Origin of the sequence: Ralstonia pickettii (assembly GCF_016466415.2) — a bacterium.
Classification (GTDB): domain Bacteria; phylum Pseudomonadota; class Gammaproteobacteria; order Burkholderiales; family Burkholderiaceae; genus Ralstonia; species Ralstonia pickettii.
The window spans coordinates 583,931-602,418 of record NZ_CP066771.1 but is presented as its reverse complement, the minus strand read 5'-3'; the positions used below and the strand labels follow the sequence as shown (position 1 = coordinate 602,418).

Here is an 18,488-nt window from a genome sequence, read left to right as displayed (position 1 = left end):
ACGAGAAAGAGGCCAACGTGATGCTCGATCAAACCATTCTCCAGTTCCCAGACATGGAGCGCGACGCGTTTCGCGAGGTGTGCCTGCGAAACGGCCTCGCGCCCGACGGCTTTGAGGTGTCATCCACGGAACACTTCTCGAGTGGCGCCCCTTCCGAGGCGCTGGACCGTAGCGTCATCGTCCGGATGGGCAAGACCATGCGGGAATACGACGGTGCTCATGGCCCGGACTGGACAGTCGATTTTGAACACGACATCCGGTCACACGTCTTCGGGTAAAGACGTCACGCAGACAGTTCGAGCGACCGTCTCCAGAACCCTGACCCCGTCCCTCATGGTTTGCAGTACCACTTGCTGGCGAGGCGCCATATGAATCCCATCACCGCATTCATCGTTGTCCTTCTCTTGGCTGTGGGGGCCGCCGCCGGTATGTTCGGCTCGGTTCTGCTGGCGCCCGTGTTTTGGGTTGCGGCAATCCTCGTTGCATCGACACTCAAGATGGCAAACGCCTGGCAGAAGTTCGTCATCCTGCGCGCAGGCAAGCTGCAAAGCGTGAAAGGTCCCGGGTTGTTCATGATCCTGCCGATCGTCGACAGCGTCACCGCTGTGATTGACGAGCGCATTCAAACGACCGGATTCAATGCCGAGCAGGCATTGACGAAAGACACCGTGCCGGTCAATGTCGACGCGATCATCTTCTGGCACGTTCATGATGCGCAGAAGGCTGCGCTGGCCATTACCGACTACCGTCAGGCCATCGATCGCGTCGCCCAGACATCGTTGCGTGAAATGATCGGCGCCTCCATGCTCTCGGCACTCCTATCGGACCGGAAGGCGGCAGACGAGCAGCTGCGCGCAGAGATCGGCGAAAAGACTGCAGCATGGGGCGTGACCGTATCGTCGGTCGAAGTGCGCGACGTGGCCATCCCCGTGGCGCTGCAGGACGCCATGTCCCGGCAGGCCCAGGCCGAACGCGAGAAACAGGCCCGCGTCATCCTGGGTTCTGCAGAAGCGGCCATCGCCGCCAAGTTTGTCGAGGCTGCGGGCATGTACGAAGGCCATCCGCAAGCGCTTCAACTGCGTGCCATGAACATCATCTACGAGACCACCAAAGAGCGTGGTGCGACGATCCTGATGCCGACTTCAATGGTCGACAGCATGAATCCCGTTGCGGTGGCCTTTGGCGTTTCCGGCTGCACGGAGCAGACCAGCGCTGTTCTGCCGCTCAAGACGGCTGCGGCTGCGGCCGCCGCTTAAGCCATACACCTTCGATTCACAAGAACGGGTTGGAAAGCGGCATTCCCCATTCGTGCGGGCGTGCCGCTTCGCCGGCCATGGCCGCAATCATTTCCCAACCTGATTGCCTACGACGCCACCGACGACTGCGCCGCCCACTGTCCCTACCGCGCTACCGCCTGTCAGGACAGCGCCTGCCACACCACCGACACCGGCGCCGATTGCAGTGTCCGTACCTCGCCGGGACATCCCGGCACACCCGCCCGCGAGCGTCACGATCACCAGCATCGCGCCGCACAGTTGTGCTATCCGATTGCTACGCATTTTGTACACCTCCGCCCCGATCGCAAGCCACCGCGTGCTGTTGCGGAGAGCGCAAATCCAGGACTTGAACTTTCTGTACGGACCACAAGCGGCGTACAGCCCATCGGGGCATCCCTGCGTCAGCACGTGAGCGTGAGTGTCGCGCGGACGTCCCGACAAACAGCATCCTCGCTCGCGTGAAGTGTGTCGGTACGGTGGCAGACGCAGGCGTCGCCTGTCCAGGTGGGCAACCGCTGAGGTCAAGCGGCGGACCGAGTTCTGTACGGTACCGGGCCGACGACGTTTCGCGCCGACCTTACGCTGCAGTCTCAAATAACAGTGAATCGGCACTTCCCGACATACCGAGGTCACCGTACCAAGGACATCTATGATCAATTCGCTTGACCTCCCAAACGGAACGCTTGAAATCCGCACACTGCAACGTAGTGACCGGCGATGGTTTTCAGAGTATCGCTTCACGTCCAGTGATGGAGGGGGCACCGGCTGGGAACCGGCTGCCGTGTCGGAGGGGTTCGTTTCCTCCGGCCTGGCATTCAGCGCAGGGATACTCCTGGGGCAACAATGCGCAGAACTCGCTGGGTGAGGGAGAGGGGGTGGAGCCATCCGAGGGGGCTACGCCGCCGTCCCGTTGCATGACGTCAACATCGGCATGCAGGCACTCTGCCTGCGTGCCGATGCCTACAGTAGAAACATCGCCATGGCCGCAACCCCCATGATCGCCGTGGCCGACCAACCCAGGACGATCAATGGCCGGCTTGCGGTATAGGGGCCCATCACTGCGGGCTTCGACACGAGCAGGATGATGACCGCCATCAGCGGGACCGCCACCACACCATTGATGACCGCGCTCCAGAAAAGCGCCTTCATCGGACGGATCGGCGAGTACTGGATTGCCAGCCCTGCGAGTACGCTAAAGGCGATGATGCTGTAGAACCCACGGGCATCGCTCACCTTGCGCTCCAGCCCTTCCTTCCAGCCCATCGCTTCGGAGAGGGCATAGGCGCCTGAGCCTGCCAGCACTGGCACGCCGATCAGCCCCACCCCCAGGATCCCGACGGTGAACAGCACGTACGCAAAGTCTCCAGCAAGCGGCCGCAAAGCACTGGCCGCCTGCGCCGCGGTCGTGATGTCGGTCACGCCAGAAACGTGCAAGGTCACGCCTGTGGCGAGAATGATGAAATAGGCGGTCACATTGGAGTACAACATGCCGCTCCAGGTGTCCCAGCGAATGCGCCGGAGCTCGGTGCGGGCCTTGGCTCCATCGGCTTTCAACGACGGGCGCGCCCGCATGTCTTCAACCTCTTCGGAAGCCTGCCAAAAGAACAGGTAGGGGCTGATGGTGGTACCAAACACGGCAACCACCGTCGATGCGGCACTGGCATCGAGTCTCACACTGGGCCACACCGTGTGCAGCGCCACGCGGCTCCACGGCACGTGCACGGTAAACAAGACTGCGGCATACGCCAGCAGAGACGCCGTCAGCCACTTCAGAAAGAAAACGTATCGGTGGTAAGGAACGAATATCTGCAGTGCCAGGGTGCCGAACACCACCAACGCCGTCATGCCATGCCGGTCGATGCCGGAAACGAGTTCCGCGACCTCGCCCATCGCCGCAACGTCAGCGGCAATATTCAACGTATTTGCGATCAGCAACAGCAACACGACGGTACGCAACACAATCGGCGGGAAGACGTCCTTGATGTTGGCCGCAAGTCCCTTGCCCGTGACGCGTCCCATGTTTGCGCACATGGACTGCATGGCCGCCATCAACGGAAACGTAAGTGGCATGGTCCACAGCATCTCCAGGCCAAACTGCGCCCCAGCCTGCGAATAGGTCGCGATCCCGCTCGGGTCGTCGTCGGCGACGCCCGTGATCAGCCCGGGCCCGACATGCGACAACGGATGCGCATTCAAGCGCGCGCGCAGAACGCGATACAGATTGGGCCGGGCCTCTCCGCTGCAGTCCATGTTTGGCTTCCTCGTCTACCAGCGCTGGGCTGGAGTTGATCGTCGCGATGTTCTAGTGTCGGATCGTGGTAGGGCGGCTCGCGTCTTGCTCGTGTATTAGCGTATGGGCATGCCCAAAACAAGCGGTGGGATGCGAAGCCTCTAGGTGCGCAGCATCGCCGGCTGTGGTCCTGCTTCCGACATTGTCTGCGATACGGCGCCTGTAGCGCGTGTCTATTCCCACTCTCTTGGGGTCTCGCTGCAGTCTTTGATATTGAAATGCCGCAGTTCGGGGCCCGCATTCCATTGCCGAACCGTCAAGCGCCACGCCTGAACCGTGAAGACTGTAGCCTGCACAAGGTTGCGGTTGCGGCTGCCGGTTCGGGGGGGCAGTCAACGGCAAAAAGATGCTGGGGCTTCCCATGAAACGCATTGCGTCCATCGAGCATGGCCCCTACCCTTGGAAGACGACCACGACACATCAAGGACGTCTTCAATGACACGTACGACCGACTACCGTGGTTACCAGATCCACATGGAACTCGTGGGCCGATCAAAGGACATGTTCGACTTGTGGTTTTCCATCCAGGGGCCGACGCAGCCCGCGGGCGTCGCGGCCATCGGTAAGCGCATCAAGGTCCACGGTGGTCCTTTCTCGCGGCGCTGGGCGCATCTCGTGGGCGAGCTGGCAGGACGGGCGGCGATCGACGTCATCCTCGGCGTGGAAGAAGAGGGGCCGTCCACGGACGAGTGGTGAGCCCGTGCCACGCCGTCACCAGGTGCTGATGCCTTGCGCGGTGTCCACCGGCATGCTGAACCCAGGCGCAATGCTCGCCACGGCCTCGATCTGCACCAGCGGTCTTGAGGGCGCCACGTTGCCGAAGACCATGGCGATGGGAATATCGGCTGCGTCGCGCCCCGTCCCGATCCGCAAGAGCCCCATGGGCACCGCGGCATTGGATGGATCGACGAGGTACCAATGCTGCCCCACGAATACCTCCACGAACGCGTGGAAGTCTGCCGGCCCCATGCCGGGGTCTGCACCGTAGTCGAGGCTGCTGCAAAAGCGCGCGGGAATGCTCAGCGCGCGGCACAAGGCGATCATGAGGTGTGCATAGTCGCGGCACACGCCCTTGCGTTCAACGAGCGTGTCGACGGCCGACGTGCGCTCGTTCGTAGATTGAGGGACACACCGCACATAGCGGCAGACCCAGTCGCGAATCGTGATGACGAGCCGGTACCCGCGCTCGTAGCCGCCAAACTCGCGCAGTGCGAATTCCATGAGCCGATCCGATTCGCAATACCGGCTGGGGGCCAGGAACGTGACGACATCGAGCGGGAGCTTTGCGATGGGGACTTCGAACAACTGCTCCGCCGGTGTGAGCACATGGTCGACGTCGACTGTGGCGGTGTAGGTGACCGAGAAGTGCCCGCGGGGGGCACGCACGCGCAAGCGCCGGTTCAGCAACCCGGGTTCGGTGTGCGGCTCTGCCATCAGCGCCGGGTTCAACTGCAATGATTCGGCGACGACGACTTGGCGCGCAGTCTGCGCCGCGTGGAAGTTGAAGATGAAATCGGCGGTCGAGTCGTGCACCTCGTAGCGCAAGCCGACCGAATAACGCATGCGCACCATACGGCCTCCTGCTGCGTGCATCGTCTTACCGGCGGCCACGGCCACCGATGACGACTGGGCGGTACGCTCGCGTCTGGCATGGTGGCCATCCACCCGCAGGCAACCGCCTTCGTGCGGCTATTGCGCCATCAGTGTCTGGCCAGGCACGAAGCCATCGATGATGCCTTCGGCCATCTTGACGGCGACACGTTTGGCCACGCCGACGCTGTCCCAGGGCGTGGCCTCCAGCCGGAAGATGCGGGAGTCCTCCATGCTGGGCTCCTCGCCAGCCTGACAGATCAGCACCGAAGCGTTGTAGGACCGGTCCGAGCGCCGCCCATGCCATTCACGAGGCGGGTCGAACAGGTAGATGAAGGGGTAGACTTCAAACCCCTTGTAGCGGCAAGTCGGACGGGCATCCACAGCGAACTCCGTAAAGGGGGAAGTCCCACTGTACGCTCTTTCCATGTGCGCCATCGAACTATCGGGGGTCGGGGGGGAACGCTGTCACGCTTCGCGCACCCGACAGTCATCGTGCCATCCCAATCGGTTGGGTCAGCGGTAAACACCCCGCGGGACGCAGCCCGTGCACGTACCGTTCATTTCTTCTTCTTTTCAGCGCCCTCGTTCGTGACCCGCGATTGCACCGAGCCAAACGGTGCTGCAGGCACTGCCACCTTCTTCGGCTGTTTCGGCTTCTTGACTTCGCGGTTGCCGCGCAATTGAGACTTGGCCATCGTGATACTCCGGTTACGTTGCTCGCCAAGTGGCCGCGCCGAGCATACGCGCTTCAACCCTGGCCAGGGGGAATATCTTTCCTGGCGGCAACGGGGGGGCATCCCACCGCGTGCGAGCCCGACGCGTGAGGAGCGCTGCGCAATCCTACCGGGCGCATTTGTCCGTCCCACCTGGGTACTGATCGCGCCAAATGCCCTGGTGCAGACGCCGCTGCAGCCGGCTCAAGTAGCACGACGGAGACGCGAATGCGAGGCACGCTGCCGGGACTTCTCACGAGTGCGTGCCGACGGACTAATCGTGTCAGGTGGCGCAATGGTGTTGAGCCAATCCTGCAGTCCCAAAGCACAGAGCACGCAGACTAGGGTTTTGACCCTCGAGCCGCGGCCGCTCTCGAGGTCCCGCAATGCCCGAACGCTTACGCCGGCCAGTTCAGCCAGCGTCTTCTGCTCGAGATTCCTGAACAAGCGAAGCGTCCTGAGCCTTTCACCCAGTTCCGCCTCCATCTCGTCTGGTGTCAGATCGGTTCTCACCATCATTCCACACGAATAAGCCCGTCTACCGTAAGCGCCCTTTTTGCGCCTCTACTGCGAGGGACAACACTGTTTTTCCCATTAAATAGCGACAGGTGATTGAACCATCTGCCCCCCATGCCTGACAAATGACGATAAGCGGCGAATCTATGCCTATTAAAGCGCGTCGCGACCAAGGTAATTTTATAGCTGGCGGAGCAACCGAAGCCGCGCTCTCGTCCGAAGCGGCGCCCATGAGAGGTCTTCTTCCTGACCAGAAAGATCACTTGTTTTCGTTAAAAAGTCATGCAGATTCAGGGTGAAAACAGCAGTTGCACCAAAAAAAACCGAAATGGTAGACACACCCCGGTTCGCACTATCCCAAACCACCGGCAGCTGCGTCGTTGTCAGCAACGCCCACCAATGGTTTAACGAAGAAGGCCGGCCCGATCAGCTCGTCACGCGCCTAATGGATGGCGGCCCGCTAAACGCCGCCATGGAAGCGGCTCGCCACGCCATGTTCGAAAGATGCCCTGTAGCACAACAGCACGTTAATGCAGCGCTCGAGCGATGGATGAAGAGAAGCGCGCTACCACCTTGGGCTGCCGGCCACATGACGCACCTTTGATGTGAACTAGTGCCGGAAAAACGGGTTTTCATTCCACATGAACAACACCCACTCCCAGCGGCTGCCCAATCATGCTCCTGGCCCTAATCCATCTCGTTTTGCATGGGATTGGCTGCGACCACGATTGCAATGCCGGCAGCCATCCACCGTAATCGCCCCATTTACGCCCTTTATATTTTTTGATGGATTTAACCCTCTTAAATAGAGATAAAATTCTTGAAAGCGTCGAGACGATTTCTTACTCTTAGCACCAAAGAATTTATCGACTATCCAATGAGCCCATTTTCGATAGTTTTAAGGATGCTGCGTGCGAGGTTCGAACTGGCACAGGGAGAGTTCGCGGCGCGGTTGGGCTATCGTCAGTCCTACATCTCGGCGCTCGAATGCGGCTCCAAGCTACCCAAGGAAGCGGAGCTCGTCGAACGAATCGTCCGTGTCTTAGATCTAGGTGGCGCTGACGAAGCGAGCCTGCGTGAAGCTTTCGAGGTATCGCGCCATTTCAGCCTGCCTCAGCGCGGTGCGCCGGCTGCGGCGTACCACCTGTGCGCTCAGTTTTCCGAGTTGCTCCCAACCCTGTCTCCAGCGGACGCCAGAGCGTTGTCCGCAATGCTGGAAGTATTCCGACGCAGCGATCGGGGGGCCACTTGCACAGGCCATACGCTGAAACGCGTAGAGGAGACACCCATGTAGAAAATAAAAACGCCACCTAACCCCGGAGGACTAGGCGGCGTGGAGATACCTTTCGATACCTCTGTTGGCGCAGTCAGTATCGAACGCACTATCCCACCTGTCAAGTCCTCTTCGAGCCTTCCCCTCGGGGAAGAGGGAATCCCTTTGCTTGGAGAGACCTCATGCCTTCTGCCAGAAAGGTCGTCACCCGTTCGCCGCACCGACGAGTGGGGCTTATCGCCTGTCCGTGGTTCCAGTCCACCCCCATCGAATACGAGAGTCTGCTTGAACGCGATTTTGTGCGCCTTGCGCTTCTGGACCTCGAGATTTCTTCGATCGCTCACCAACCTTTTTCGCTTGATCTCGGAGAACTGGGCACATATTTCCCCGACTTCCTCTTGGTCGGACCCGACAAGAAAGTCGTGGTCGAGGTTAAGCCTGACAAGCGAGCGCGCAACGATCGGAACAAGCCGCGATTGGCATGTGCCGAGCAACGTCTGCGAGAGAAGGGCTTCCAGTTCGTCGTAGCCACGGAAAAACAAATTCACCACGGCAAACGCCACGAGCGCGCCTCAGTTCTACTTCGGCACGCACGTAGCCATATTTCCAAAGCGGTAACGGAGCGAATCATCGCTGTCGCCTACCATTATCCCAATGGCATCAAAATCCGCGATGTAGCGTGTGAGGCATCCACCTCCGTTGAGACGGTTCTGCATTTAGTCGGGCGTAGACGCCTTCGGATCAACGAGGCGTTCGACTTCGATGAGGATCAGTTGGTCTACCCGGTCGGAGGCATCGATGTCGATCTACACGCTTGATACGGATCTAGTTGTGCAGAGCGGCGACGCTCAATGGCAGGTCCAACGTGTCCTGGACGACCAGTACGTTCAACTGGAGAACCTATCTACCGGACGCATCCGCCGGGAACGCATCGGAAAGCTCGCCAGCGACATCACATCTCAGAAACTGACTGTCGTAAGGGATAGCGGATCGGTCCCATCCGGAGAAAAGCGCGCCCCGACTCAGATGGTCGTGTGTACCGCAACGCTTCCCCCTAAACACAAGAAGAAATTTGAGCGCGCCTACGACTACGTTAAGCAAATGCGTAAGCGCGGCATCACCAAAGGTCAGCGCACGCGAATCTCCGCCGCCATTTCATCCGTGGCGCAACAGCTTAAAGATGAAGATCCCCCGGGCACACCAACGGTCATGCGATGGATGCGCGAGTACGTGCAGAGTGGAGGCAATCCCGCCATTTTGGTATCTCGCCATACGAATCGACATACGTCTCGCAGAACATCGCGCGCGATCATGGAGATCGTTAGGAAAACCCTGGCCCGCTTTTACTTCGTGCGGGACGGCTGCACGTTGCGCGAAGCGCATGACAAGGTGCTCCGCAAGCTGAAAGAAGCGGCAACCGACCAAGCATCGTCGGAAGCACCGATGTCAGTTAGCCTTTCAACCGTTCAGCGGATCGCTCGGGAGACCACTCCATTTGATCGAGACAGAGCTCGCCTAGGGGTGGCTGAAGCTCGCGCCAAATGGCGTTTCGCAAAACCTGGGGTGTACGCAACTCGGCCGGTAGAACGGGTCGAGATGGATCATACGATCCTGGATTTGGTCGTGATCGACGATCGGTTCGGCATTCCACTTGGTCGCCCGGTGATCACCTTGCTCGTCTGTGGTTATAGCGGCTATATCCTAGGTTTTTTCATCTCATTCGAGGGCGAAACCGTAGGCCGCGTCGTGCAGAGCATCAAGGTCGCTGTTCAACCGAAAAATGTCATCACTGCAGGTCAGGGCTTATCCAATCCGTGGCATGCCATGGGGTTGTGGGAAACGCTCGTGCTCGACAACTCCCTGTCCTTCCACTCCCCGCATCTCCGCCACGTCGCAAGCGATTTGTGCATCGACATCGAGTATTGCCCCGTCCGTATGCCGTGGTTCAAACCTGTTGTGGAACGCCACCTTGGCGAACTCACTCGGCAACTTCCTGCGATGGGCAGGCCCAAGAAACCGGGAACCGGGCCCGATCCCATCGATCCGTACCAAACCGCTTGCATCACGTTCAGCGACTTGTGCTTCGGTGTCCTGCAATGGGTTGTCGACGTGCACCCGTTCGAGATTAACGACCGAAAGATGGCACGGCCAATCGATCTTTTTCAGGAGGGCCTGAGCAGCTGTCCCGCTCCCACGTTCATGGACGACACGAGCTCCCTTGATGTCCTTGCGGGTCTGAGCACCACTGTGACAGTCGACCATGGTGGTTTTGTAAATCAGTGGCTTCAATACGCAAGTGACGACCTAGGGACAATGCGTCGCGAAGTGGGCGCTAAGTTCAAGGCCGCCGTTAAGTACAACCCGTACAACCTTGGCAGCGTGTATGTACAGCATCCTCGCACCGGCTTGTGGGTAACTGTTGGAGCTCGGGACAAGGAATACGCGGAAGGTTTGACTCTTACGCAACATCGTCTGATTCGAAGAGCCGCGGCCGAAAAGCTAACGTTGGCAAATGCATCGACTGTGCTCAGGAACGCACGACTCACCTTGCAAGACCACTGGGCACAAGCCATACGCGGTGGGCAGCGCATCAAGCGTGGCGCTCGCGAATTGGGCCTGCTACAAGGCCTCAGCTCCGTAAGGACATCACCGTCCGAGCAAAGCTTCCTCAATAGCCCAACCCTCCCAATGGTGACAGATATGGACGATGTCCAAGCCCGCAACGTCGAGATTCCGACCTTCGAAGTCTTCACGGGAGATGCGTCATGAGCTACAGCCCTAAGGCATTACAGGTCGGTTCTCGCATCAGCCAGATCCGCATAAACCACACCGCATTCAAGGAGGCATTGGAAGGAGTCGGACGCGTCATCCAATTGGGGAACAACCTACAGCATCCGGTCGGCGCCTGCGTCATCGCGCCGTCTGGCGCCGGAAAGTCGTGCCTGATCGAATCCGTCCAACGCAATGTCTGCAACTGGTCGTTTCTTCGTCCGGAAAGCGTATTGGTCGCGTCCCTAAAGGAAGCGCCGACAGTAGCGCAGATTCAGGAGGAGCTCCTAGCTTCTTTCAAATATGCCATCCCCCCACGAGCCGGCAAAAAGACAAACGCAACACTCTTCAATGTTCTCGTCGCGGCAATCGAGCAACACGACATTCAACTGATCGCCATCGACGAATACCAGCATGTCTTTCTCTCTCGCAAGGACGAAGTTCGCGTTTCGATCAATGACTGGACCAAGAGGCTTATGACCACGACCTCCCGACCAGTAATGCTTTCTGGCACAGATCAACTGCGCAATATCGAGAAAGCAGATCCGCAGTTGACGACGCGGATATCGTCCATCTTCTACTTGCCTTCGCTAAAGGATAAGGAATGGTTAGGGGTCCTTAACGGCTTTGTGAAGGGGACGACCGATGTAGACCTGTCCGAGCTGAACACCTACGCAAAGCCGGTATTCAATGCCACAGAGGGTGTGATGCGGACCTTGAAGGGACTCATCATGGAGGCTGCGATGATCGCGGTTGATGCAAACGTGACTAAGGTCGAGAAAGAGCATCTCCGACTGGCGTTCCGGAGGCTGGTCGGCACTGGCTCGAGCAAATGCAATCCGTTTGCCTGATGCTGCGCACAGAAGTCATGCCGTTCCCACGGCAGGACGAGATCTCGCTAGACGAGGACGGCGTGGGATTTGCTTTGCGCATGGCGATCGCGAACGGTCTGACATTCTCCGAACTGGCTCAGCACCTAGCATCGCCGGGGCACTGCTATCTTCCTGCCACTGCTTGCGGATCAGTCGCGCTCATGTTCGGATGCACGCCAGCGCGGCTGCAAAGAGCGTTTGTCGTCCGAAGTTTCCAACACGAGGCGCTGGCGGCTGATTTTCTCGATCACCACTTCCTGCGGCCCTACCACCTGAGGCAAGCCCACCCTCAGATTTGCCCCGCGTGCATCGGAGAGAACCACCGCGCCCTTGCGACATGGTCGATTGGCCTTGGAACCGCCTGTCCGAAGCATGGTCTTCGGCTCCGCGATCGATGCCAGTGTGGCAGGCCACTATGCTGGCGTCGTCCCGCTCTCGATATTTGTGAGTGCGGCTTGTCTTTGACCACACGGGACCAGGTGACCGTCATCGCGGACGCGCGTGAGCTTGCAGTAAGCAGCCATATTGCGGATCTACTGGCCCCTACCCCGTGCCCGTTGGCGGCGCGACCGGCCAGTTGCCTTCCGATTGGGCTCGGAAATCTTTCCATCGACACGTTCCTTCGCGTGCTGTGGATTTTCGGCATCGTCGATGCGCAACAACCGCACGACCATCCGAAATGTGCCAACCGTAGCCTCTCCACCGACGAGGCTGCTGCTGTTGTGTGTCGAGCGTTTGATCGGCTCGTCCCGCTTATTGCTCGGCGTCCGTCACGGGAGCCGATCCGCCTGCCAATGCCGGCACTGCGCGCGCTGTATGAAGAGTGCACAACGCAAGATGATCTTCGATGTCTCTCGTCTCTCATATCTCGCTTGTACAAGCTCACTCCGTCTAAACCGCTTCATCGCTTGATCGCCGTTGACCGACAAATGTCGTTGTTTGGAGATACTGATGAGCCGACCACTTAGCCTAGTACATGCGCCATATCCATTTCCAGATGAGTCTGCGGCGTCCTGGATACACCGGACCTGCCAACTCCATGGAGTTACCTATAGAACGCTAACTGGGTACCTGGGGCTGAAACCGACCAAAGATCCCGATCTGGCCACGCCGCACGATCATGTGTGCCATATCGGCATTGGAACGTCTGTGTCGCTCAAACGACTCAAGGCGCTGGCCGACATATTTCGATTGGTGCGTGAGATGCCGCAGCTGAAGCGGCTGCTGAACTTCACCGGCAATACACCTACGTATCGCTTCTGCCCATGTTGTCTAGCGGAAGACCCGGTTCCATACCTTCGAATTCAATGGCGGTTCAAGGCATGGACCATTTGTCCAAAACATCACTGCAGGATGGCGGAATGTTGCCCAACGTGCGGAGCCGCAATCCAAGCGGCGAAACCGTGCATCAATGCCGTGGGCGAGGACGCGCCCAGCATCGTCTCATGCGCAAAGTGCAAGCAATCGCTGGTCACGTCGAACGAGGATATCGCAAGGAAGGTGTGGGTCTCTCCGGCAAAGCTCTCCACGCAACATGCCATCGTCTCAGCGGTGCGAAGTGGTGTATTCCGCCTGGGCGCGATTCGGACGCCGCTCTCATTGGGATTCATGCAATGGCTCATAGAGAACCCCAACTTGGTGAAGGATTGCCTGGCCCGCAGCGAATTTCGACCGGAGAAAGAGCGCGACAAGCTCGTCATGAAGGAACTGATCGACACGTACTGCCTCCAGCATGGAACCAAGCGCTCACTGGAGGATTTGATCCGTCACCGCAAGCGCTGGCTTAAGAAGAAGCGATCCAGTCGGGCCGAAGCGAGCTACGAAGCGTTCATCAAGCGCCAAGCTTCGCGTGGGATTTAATGCGAAGCCGGCGGAATCCACCACTTACAGCACCAAGGATTGCCATGCGCGAATATCGCCCCGTCACCGTCAAGGAATTGGCTGCATGCACCTGTGACCGATGTCAGCGCCGGCTGACCGCTGATGAACCCGGCGAGTGGCAAGAGCGGCTGTCGTTTGACCATTCCTGCGACTTCGATTCGATCTTCGGAGACGGCAATCTGGTCTGCCTCGACCTGTGTCAGCACTGTGTGAGGGAGTTGCTCGGGGAGTGGCTCCGTATTGAGTCGCCGAAAGCCTCTCGAGGAGTTGGGGAACCTGCACGGACGCTAATGAATATGCCGAACGTCGGCAAAGACGAAGACTTTGAACGCCGCCACGAATGAGGAGCCAGAGCGTGCAAACCGTTCTCTTTTCTCGTAGTGATCATGCGTTGCTTGGCGCAGGGATCTTCCGGCGCCAAGTCAGAGCGGGCCCTTTCTGCTTACCCGAGGCCGCGTGATGCCCCGTTGCGAGCTCCACTCAAGGACCCAATTTAAGACCTGGAGGGAAGCGTAATGTCAAACCGAGCGATACCTGTCGATTTTCCGCGTGATGTATCTCCAGCCTCGGTGCCTGGTGCACAGCCAAAGCTCGGCGTGCGCCTCTTCAACGGCAAATACATCACCGGGCTTACCGAAGAGGAATTGTTGGAGCGGTACGAAGGCTGCGAGGACTTGGCGCAACAGTTCGTTGCGTACTGCACGCGCAAGGTTTCTGAGAATCCAGCATTGACGCAGGAGCTCTGCCTGACGCGTGCGCGCAAGGGGTTCGCGCTGAAGGTACAGCGAGGCGAGTGGGACTTCTCTGAGGCAGAGCAAGATTGGGTAATGAAACGGGCGCGCGAGATGCTTGGCTGGTAAAACGAAGCAGGCGTCCTGAGTGCTCGACGAGCGGTTCACGTTTGCAGCTTGTCACGCATCCGCCGCCAGCTCAAAAGTCGGTACCGTGCGCAGAAAGGCTTGCATCCAGAGATTCCTCATAGCGGTCCCGGCGAATCTGGCTTTCACTAGCTCGGCGATTCAGCCTCTCACGCGTTCCAAGGCCACGCCGATCGGCCCCGACGGTAAGGCCCCCCACGTGTTGGGGGCCTTTTCGTTAGGAACTGCATTTGGCATCCTATCCCTCCTACATAACGAGGGGGTGTAATGGAAGTAGCCTATGCAGAACACTTCGCCAACGGCGCCGCAAGGTTGGATGAGTACGCGCGAGTCATCCTGAGTTGTCTGCTGAAGAGCGGCGATTTCAGTGGGCTGCAAGACATCGCAGGTGTGAACGTATCTCCCGTAGACGGCAAGGAGTTCGCCATTGATGCTGACATCAGCCATATGAAGGTACGCGGTGAATTCAGGCACGCATTCGCTGCCGATGATTCAGGCCAGTTCCTATGTGGTGTGCTTGATTTCCGGGTGCTTGATGAGCGAGGGCGCTCACAAGGCGATGTTCTTGTTCGGATAATCCATGACGGTCAGGGAAACTGCGGCTGGCGTGGTGATCCCTCAGTTCTTCATTCAGTTGTGCCGCCTGGCGTTCCCGAGGGGCATCGTTTCCGACAGCAAGTCTTGCAGCTTCTTCGGCTGAAAGTCTATGAATTGCTAGAGGCTCATCCACTTCAGGCAATCTAGGCTTTTCGGCAGCATCAACAGAGCCCGCAGGTAGCCCCAGCGGGCCTTTCGCCTTTCTGGCCCATCCAACCTCTACCTCACTCTCGTCGCACCGCTACCGCGATCCCATGCTGGTGTTGAAGAGGAAGCGGCGCCCGAGAAGGAGGAGCAAGCCGGCAAGGTCGCTCGCGTAGCTGGCCAACGAACAAAACCGAAGACGCCATCTTGCGTGGCGGTGCAGAGGCGCGCCTGCCGTACACCACGCGTGCCCTACCGACGTCCTGGAAAAACGACCAGGAGCAGTGCGCCTCACTTTCGCAAAAAAAGGGTAGTTTTGCTGTACAGCAAAACTACCCTTTTTCGCTAAAGAAAAAGTAAGAAAGGAACTCGGCGTCACTTCCCTATGCCAACGTAAGCATCGGTCTCGCCGGCAACTGATCTCACTGGCGCTAAGTTCGGACCGCCAGCTCAAGGGCAAGGTTACGGAAGATCGCGACTTCAAATCCGGGGTCGTTGCCAACCCGAATCAGTGGGCAGCGTGCCGTCGCATGAAGAACGTTTTTCGGCACAAGGCCAACGCCGGGCTCGTTCGAGTTCTCGATCCATGCCCCGATTGCGCCGCTCTCTATCAGACGGCTCATCGCCATCATGCGGGTCATGGCTGTATGCGCGCGGTGAGCCGCGTCTGCCTTTCCTCTAAAAACGCGGGCTGCAGCAAATGCGGAGGTTTCCCAGCCAGGCTCTTGGCCGTCGCGACGAGCTCGTGTGATTTCCTCTTGGAGAGCAATCAAGTCACCGACTGTCAGATTCACCGAGTTGAACCTTGTAAGATATTCGTCGTCAATCGCGCTCCACGGTTGGCTCTCATCCTCGTCATCAGCCGTCTTCGGCGGTCCAAGGCTGTCGATTTCTTTCCGGTCCCAGAGCGACAAGTGCCCGACCATGGCCAGTCGTTCGCGAGAAACAGGTAGATCTGAGACGAAACGCTTTCCGATAGTCGCGCACAGACGAAGCCCAACTGCTTCGGCTTCTGATAGAACAGCCTGCAATGCCACATGGTCGGTCGATCGGCGATGCAACCGCGTCAATTTTGCGAGGACACGCTGCGCAAGCGGCGCGCCTTCCGCAATGCCAGACACGGACAAATGCAGATGGTCGAAATTTCGCATCCAAAGAGCGATTTCCTCACCGCCTGTCACTGGCATCCAGACTGGGTTGCGTGCGTCGACATATAGCTCGTTCGCGGAGGCAAGTTGCAATCGTTCCGACAACTTGAGCAGGGCCACGCGAGAGATTTCTTCTGTGGCAATCATCGTTTCCCACTGCTCAAGGCTCACATCAGCCATCGCCGCAGCTTTCTCGACGGGAATATTGCGGTCCGCAAGTACTGCAATCAATCGGTCCGTATCAATGCCATCGCTGTCGAATCGCCCCTCATCCTCCTCCTCCCGTCGGCGGGACAAGAACCATGAAAAATCTTCCTCATTGAAGCGATAGAACGCCTCCAGCCGACGCCACATACGTTCAACAAGCATGTCGTCGGCGGGCACAATCTTGCCGTCGCCGGCAACGACGTGAGCTATTTGATAGCGCCGGGTGTTAGCGGGAAGACCTAGCAGCGATTCAGCGTCAAGCGGAAAGTCTTCATCACGTTCACATGCGGCGAGAATCTCTGATTCCGGACCGTCGACTATGGCCTCACCGTCTTTAAGAAGACGAAGGACGCCCGCCTTTTCGAATGGAATCTTTACCGCGCCGTCGAGCCATCCGTTGAACTGCCCCTCAACAACACGCCGGACGCGTTCCACGGCGCTCAGGGTATCGTCTTCTCCTACTGTTGCGGCGGACCCATCTGGGTTCTTGCAGGCCAAGATATAGCGGGTCCCAGGCTGCGGCTCTCCGACAAAGATGAACTCAAGGTAATTGGCATTGCGGACGACCTGCGCATATGGGGACTCCTTGGCGTCAGCGAGGTTTTCAGTAAGCCGATTGCAAAGGTCGGCTGTCGCGTCGGTGCTCTTGCGATGTCGTTTTACCTTGGGAGTAATCGCGGGCGCATCGAATGCGTACTGCGCAACCACCCATGTAGGTTTCGGTCGGGAGACATGCCCATCAAAACCGTCCATTAGCGCAACGGCTTTCAGACAGGATGTATGCTTGACCTCGATATTTCGTCCGGCAAGTGCAGCTTTCAGAAAGCGCGCAGGCGGCTCTTTGGCGACGCGCATTGAGTTGCAAATCTCAAGGGCGGTCTCAAGTGGAAGCGAGTGTTTCGCTTCAGCCAGGAACGACACCAACGCAGAGGCTTGCGCCTCCAATGGCATGGCAATACGGGAGGACATATAAGTCTCCAGTCAGCGGAGCCACTATCGACGGTGTGCATTGCCGGGCTCCAGGACGGAAACTCGGTTTCGAGGTGCTGCGGAATCTGCCTTTGCCGTATTCCCTGAGGAGGGAGCGCACACGCTGACGGGCGGCAACTAGCCCATGCCGCAGACGTTACGAAGAAATTCTGGCGATGTCAAGCTGGCGGCTCTCAGCGGCTCGAAGCGCAACTGAACGCGAACATTGTTGTTATGGCGCTCGACGGCAACCGGAGGAAAGCTAGTTGTGTCACCGGCCCCAGACCTTTGCTGATGCAGCATCAAAATAGGTGACCACCAACGGATTTTTCGCTCTTCGCCCATCGGATAGCTGAGCGGCGCGCCGCGCAATGAATTTGTTCGCGTCGGAATCAGGGGCACCGTACAGGCCAACATAGAGGTGACTCACCTTCCCCTTCCGTATGCACTTCAGGTAGTGATCGTCGTTCTCCGCGAGCGAGTGTCCATATATGAAGAGCGCACCCCCGATCGATCCAAAGCTCCGATACGCTTTGGCGAGATAGTCGTTGTGTCGAATTCTTTCGTACTTCTCGGCACTGGTACCTTCGGAGACGAAAATTGGAAAGAGGTTCTTGGACAGCGCATCTCTGATCTGATCAATGAGGCGGACACCTGTCTTGCTCCACGTGTACTTCTGAATCTCTATTCCGGAATCGAAGACATGAAGTGCTCCATGCAAAAACCACATGTTCTGCTCGTGGCTTTGACCGGGCTCCCACACGACGTATGAGGCATCGAAGTCATCTGCCGACGCGCGAAATCCATCGTCGGAGTCCGGCGGTTCTCCTTCCGCCGTATGCATCTGTGTCCAATAAAGGAGAAGGTCATAGTTAAAGGTATAGACGGTGTCGAAGTTTGAAAGAAATCGACGACATGCCTCGTACTCCTCCTCTTCGATCTCTCCAGGCCACGCTGGATGACTCGCAGCAATAGTCTGAACTAGAAGCTCTCGTAGACCGTCGGCATCCCCTCGAAGCTGGGCAACAAGATCCAGAGAGCCGCCATACGACTCAAGAAGCCGTGCAGCGTCGCGAAGAGCTTTGATAACGCGCTCAAAATCCTGTGTGGCTAGCGCGTCGAAGGCCAGCTTTGCCGTTGTCGAGATACTCGAAAAGTCAGCTTGCTCGTAGAGCCGACCGTAGGTGAAGATCTTTGGACGACAAGCGATGCTGAAACCGTTGCCAAGAAGGAGATGCTGCTTGCCGTAACGCTGCGCGTCTTCGATGGCCTGTTCGAAAGTATGCAGAGGCATATCACCACCTAGTTCTCTCGGATTGTTCCAGCGGCAGTAGCAGACCTGTCCCGCTTGCGGTTTGAAT

Annotated in this window: 19 protein-coding genes; 12 read left to right on the top strand and 7 right to left on the bottom strand. The window is 58.3% G+C overall.

Going from position 1 to position 18,488, the window contains the following annotated elements:
• Positions 1-20 precede the first annotated feature (20 nt).
• Positions 21-278 (top strand): hypothetical protein, encoded by a 258-nt coding sequence (locus RP6297_RS02850; protein WP_009238936.1) that lies wholly within the window; start codon positions 21-23, stop codon positions 276-278.
• 90 nt (positions 279-368) lie between these two features.
• Positions 369-1,256 carry a slipin family protein gene (locus RP6297_RS02845; RefSeq protein ID WP_009238937.1) on the top strand — a complete coding sequence of 296 codons (888 nt, stop codon included), beginning with the start codon at positions 369-371 and terminating at the stop codon, positions 1,254-1,256.
• Between the two features lie 981 nt (positions 1,257-2,237).
• Here the strand turns inward: RP6297_RS02845 and RP6297_RS02835 are convergent.
• Positions 2,238-3,527: an NRAMP family divalent metal transporter gene (locus RP6297_RS02835; RefSeq protein ID WP_009238939.1), complete on the bottom strand. Its 1,290-nt coding sequence runs from the start codon at positions 3,525-3,527 to the stop codon at positions 2,238-2,240.
• Positions 3,528-4,002: 475 nt separating this feature from the next.
• Here RP6297_RS02835 and RP6297_RS02830 point away from each other — a divergent pair, with 475 nt between their 5' ends.
• Positions 4,003-4,263, top strand: a complete 261-nt coding sequence (locus RP6297_RS02830; RefSeq protein ID WP_009238940.1) for a hypothetical protein — start codon at positions 4,003-4,005, stop codon at positions 4,261-4,263.
• A 15-nt stretch (positions 4,264-4,278) separates the two neighbouring features.
• Here RP6297_RS02830 and RP6297_RS02825 read toward each other — a convergent pair whose 3' ends face one another.
• The 4 genes from RP6297_RS02825 to RP6297_RS22805 all read right to left on the bottom strand — a co-directional run bounded on the left by RP6297_RS02825 (position 4,279) and on the right by RP6297_RS22805 (position 6,359).
• A complete protein-coding gene (locus tag RP6297_RS02825; RefSeq protein WP_009238941.1) occupies positions 4,279-5,139 on the bottom strand; it encodes a transglutaminase-like domain-containing protein in 861 nt (286 codons plus the stop codon).
• Between the two features lie 117 nt (positions 5,140-5,256).
• Positions 5,257-5,586, bottom strand: a complete 330-nt coding sequence (locus tag RP6297_RS02820) for a hypothetical protein (RefSeq protein WP_009238942.1) — start codon at positions 5,584-5,586, stop codon at positions 5,257-5,259.
• A gap of 131 nt (positions 5,587-5,717) precedes the next feature.
• Positions 5,718-5,855, bottom strand: a complete 138-nt coding sequence (locus tag RP6297_RS02815; protein WP_009238943.1) for a hypothetical protein — start codon at positions 5,853-5,855, stop codon at positions 5,718-5,720.
• 222 nt (positions 5,856-6,077) lie between these two features.
• Positions 6,078-6,359 carry a helix-turn-helix domain-containing protein gene (locus RP6297_RS22805; RefSeq protein WP_108912254.1) on the bottom strand — a complete coding sequence of 94 codons (282 nt, stop codon included), beginning with the start codon at positions 6,357-6,359 and terminating at the stop codon, positions 6,078-6,080.
• A gap of 907 nt (positions 6,360-7,266) precedes the next feature.
• Here RP6297_RS22805 and RP6297_RS02805 point away from each other — a divergent pair.
• From RP6297_RS02805 to RP6297_RS02765, 9 genes are all read left to right on the top strand, one after another.
• Positions 7,267-7,683 carry a helix-turn-helix domain-containing protein gene (locus RP6297_RS02805; protein ID WP_080725211.1) on the top strand — a complete coding sequence of 139 codons (417 nt, stop codon included), beginning with the start codon at positions 7,267-7,269 and terminating at the stop codon, positions 7,681-7,683.
• Between the two features lie 161 nt (positions 7,684-7,844).
• On the top strand, positions 7,845-8,480 hold the full coding sequence (locus tag RP6297_RS02800) for a TnsA endonuclease N-terminal domain-containing protein (protein ID WP_009238945.1): 636 nt from the start codon (positions 7,845-7,847) through the stop codon (positions 8,478-8,480).
• A complete protein-coding gene (locus RP6297_RS02795; protein WP_009238946.1) occupies positions 8,461-10,431 on the top strand; it encodes a DDE-type integrase/transposase/recombinase in 1,971 nt (656 codons plus the stop codon). The genes RP6297_RS02800 and RP6297_RS02795 overlap by 20 nt, the downstream gene beginning before the upstream one ends.
• A complete protein-coding gene (locus RP6297_RS02790) occupies positions 10,428-11,282 on the top strand; it encodes a TniB family NTP-binding protein (protein ID WP_009238947.1) in 855 nt (284 codons plus the stop codon). Before RP6297_RS02795 ends, RP6297_RS02790 begins: the two co-directional genes overlap by 4 nt.
• Positions 11,264-12,271 (top strand): TniQ family protein, encoded by a 1,008-nt coding sequence (locus RP6297_RS02785; RefSeq protein WP_317624089.1) that lies wholly within the window; start codon positions 11,264-11,266, stop codon positions 12,269-12,271. Before RP6297_RS02790 ends, RP6297_RS02785 begins: the two co-directional genes overlap by 19 nt.
• Entirely contained in the window at positions 12,255-13,163 is a 909-nt protein-coding gene (locus RP6297_RS02780; RefSeq protein ID WP_009238949.1) for a TniQ family protein, read from the top strand. The genes RP6297_RS02785 and RP6297_RS02780 overlap by 17 nt, the downstream gene beginning before the upstream one ends.
• A 44-nt stretch (positions 13,164-13,207) precedes the next feature.
• Positions 13,208-13,528, top strand: coding sequence for a hypothetical protein (locus RP6297_RS02775; protein ID WP_009238950.1), 321 nt, complete (start codon positions 13,208-13,210; stop codon positions 13,526-13,528).
• 171 nt (positions 13,529-13,699) lie between these two features.
• The gene (locus tag RP6297_RS02770; protein WP_009238951.1) at positions 13,700-14,044 is read left to right on the top strand and encodes a hypothetical protein; all 345 of its coding nucleotides are present in this window, start codon (positions 13,700-13,702) and stop codon (positions 14,042-14,044) included.
• Positions 14,045-14,329: 285 nt separating this feature from the next.
• A complete protein-coding gene (locus RP6297_RS02765; RefSeq protein ID WP_115341700.1) occupies positions 14,330-14,806 on the top strand; it encodes a hypothetical protein in 477 nt (158 codons plus the stop codon).
• 428 nt (positions 14,807-15,234) lie between these two features.
• Here RP6297_RS02765 and RP6297_RS02760 read toward each other — a convergent pair whose 3' ends face one another.
• On the bottom strand, positions 15,235-17,127 hold the full coding sequence (locus RP6297_RS02760; RefSeq protein WP_223293258.1) for a hypothetical protein: 1,893 nt from the start codon (positions 17,125-17,127) through the stop codon (positions 15,235-15,237).
• 271 nt (positions 17,128-17,398) lie between these two features.
• A complete protein-coding gene (locus RP6297_RS02755) occupies positions 17,399-18,421 on the bottom strand; it encodes a DUF4917 family protein (protein WP_009238958.1) in 1,023 nt (340 codons plus the stop codon).
• Positions 18,422-18,488: the final 67 nt, after the last annotated feature.

Bases quoted from the DNA above. Each gene is read 5' to 3' on its own strand.
- RP6297_RS02850 (WP_009238936.1), top strand. From the start codon at position 21: ATGCTCGATCAAACCATTCTCCAGTTCCCAGACATGGAGCGCGACGCG.
- RP6297_RS02845 (WP_009238937.1), top strand. From the start codon at position 369: ATGAATCCCATCACCGCATTCATCGTTGTCCTTCTCTTGGCTGTGGGG.
- RP6297_RS02835 (WP_009238939.1), bottom strand. From the start codon at position 3,527: ATGGACTGCAGCGGAGAGGCCCGGCCCAATCTGTATCGCGTTCTGCGC.
- RP6297_RS02830 (WP_009238940.1), top strand. From the start codon at position 4,003: ATGACACGTACGACCGACTACCGTGGTTACCAGATCCACATGGAACTC.
- RP6297_RS02825 (WP_009238941.1), bottom strand. From the start codon at position 5,139: ATGGTGCGCATGCGTTATTCGGTCGGCTTGCGCTACGAGGTGCACGAC.
- RP6297_RS02820 (WP_009238942.1), bottom strand. From the start codon at position 5,586: ATGGAAAGAGCGTACAGTGGGACTTCCCCCTTTACGGAGTTCGCTGTG.
- RP6297_RS02815 (WP_009238943.1), bottom strand. From the start codon at position 5,855: ATGGCCAAGTCTCAATTGCGCGGCAACCGCGAAGTCAAGAAGCCGAAA.
- RP6297_RS22805 (WP_108912254.1), bottom strand. From the start codon at position 6,359: ATGGAGGCGGAACTGGGTGAAAGGCTCAGGACGCTTCGCTTGTTCAGG.
- RP6297_RS02805 (WP_080725211.1), top strand. From the start codon at position 7,267: ATGAGCCCATTTTCGATAGTTTTAAGGATGCTGCGTGCGAGGTTCGAA.
- RP6297_RS02800 (WP_009238945.1), top strand. From the start codon at position 7,845: ATGCCTTCTGCCAGAAAGGTCGTCACCCGTTCGCCGCACCGACGAGTG.
- RP6297_RS02795 (WP_009238946.1), top strand. From the start codon at position 8,461: ATGTCGATCTACACGCTTGATACGGATCTAGTTGTGCAGAGCGGCGAC.
- RP6297_RS02790 (WP_009238947.1), top strand. From the start codon at position 10,428: ATGAGCTACAGCCCTAAGGCATTACAGGTCGGTTCTCGCATCAGCCAG.
- RP6297_RS02785 (WP_317624089.1), top strand. From the start codon at position 11,264: ATGCAATCCGTTTGCCTGATGCTGCGCACAGAAGTCATGCCGTTCCCA.
- RP6297_RS02780 (WP_009238949.1), top strand. From the start codon at position 12,255: ATGAGCCGACCACTTAGCCTAGTACATGCGCCATATCCATTTCCAGAT.
- RP6297_RS02775 (WP_009238950.1), top strand. From the start codon at position 13,208: ATGCGCGAATATCGCCCCGTCACCGTCAAGGAATTGGCTGCATGCACC.
- RP6297_RS02770 (WP_009238951.1), top strand. From the start codon at position 13,700: ATGTCAAACCGAGCGATACCTGTCGATTTTCCGCGTGATGTATCTCCA.
- RP6297_RS02765 (WP_115341700.1), top strand. From the start codon at position 14,330: ATGGAAGTAGCCTATGCAGAACACTTCGCCAACGGCGCCGCAAGGTTG.
- RP6297_RS02760 (WP_223293258.1), bottom strand. From the start codon at position 17,127: ATGTCCTCCCGTATTGCCATGCCATTGGAGGCGCAAGCCTCTGCGTTG.
- RP6297_RS02755 (WP_009238958.1), bottom strand. From the start codon at position 18,421: ATGCCTCTGCATACTTTCGAACAGGCCATCGAAGACGCGCAGCGTTAC.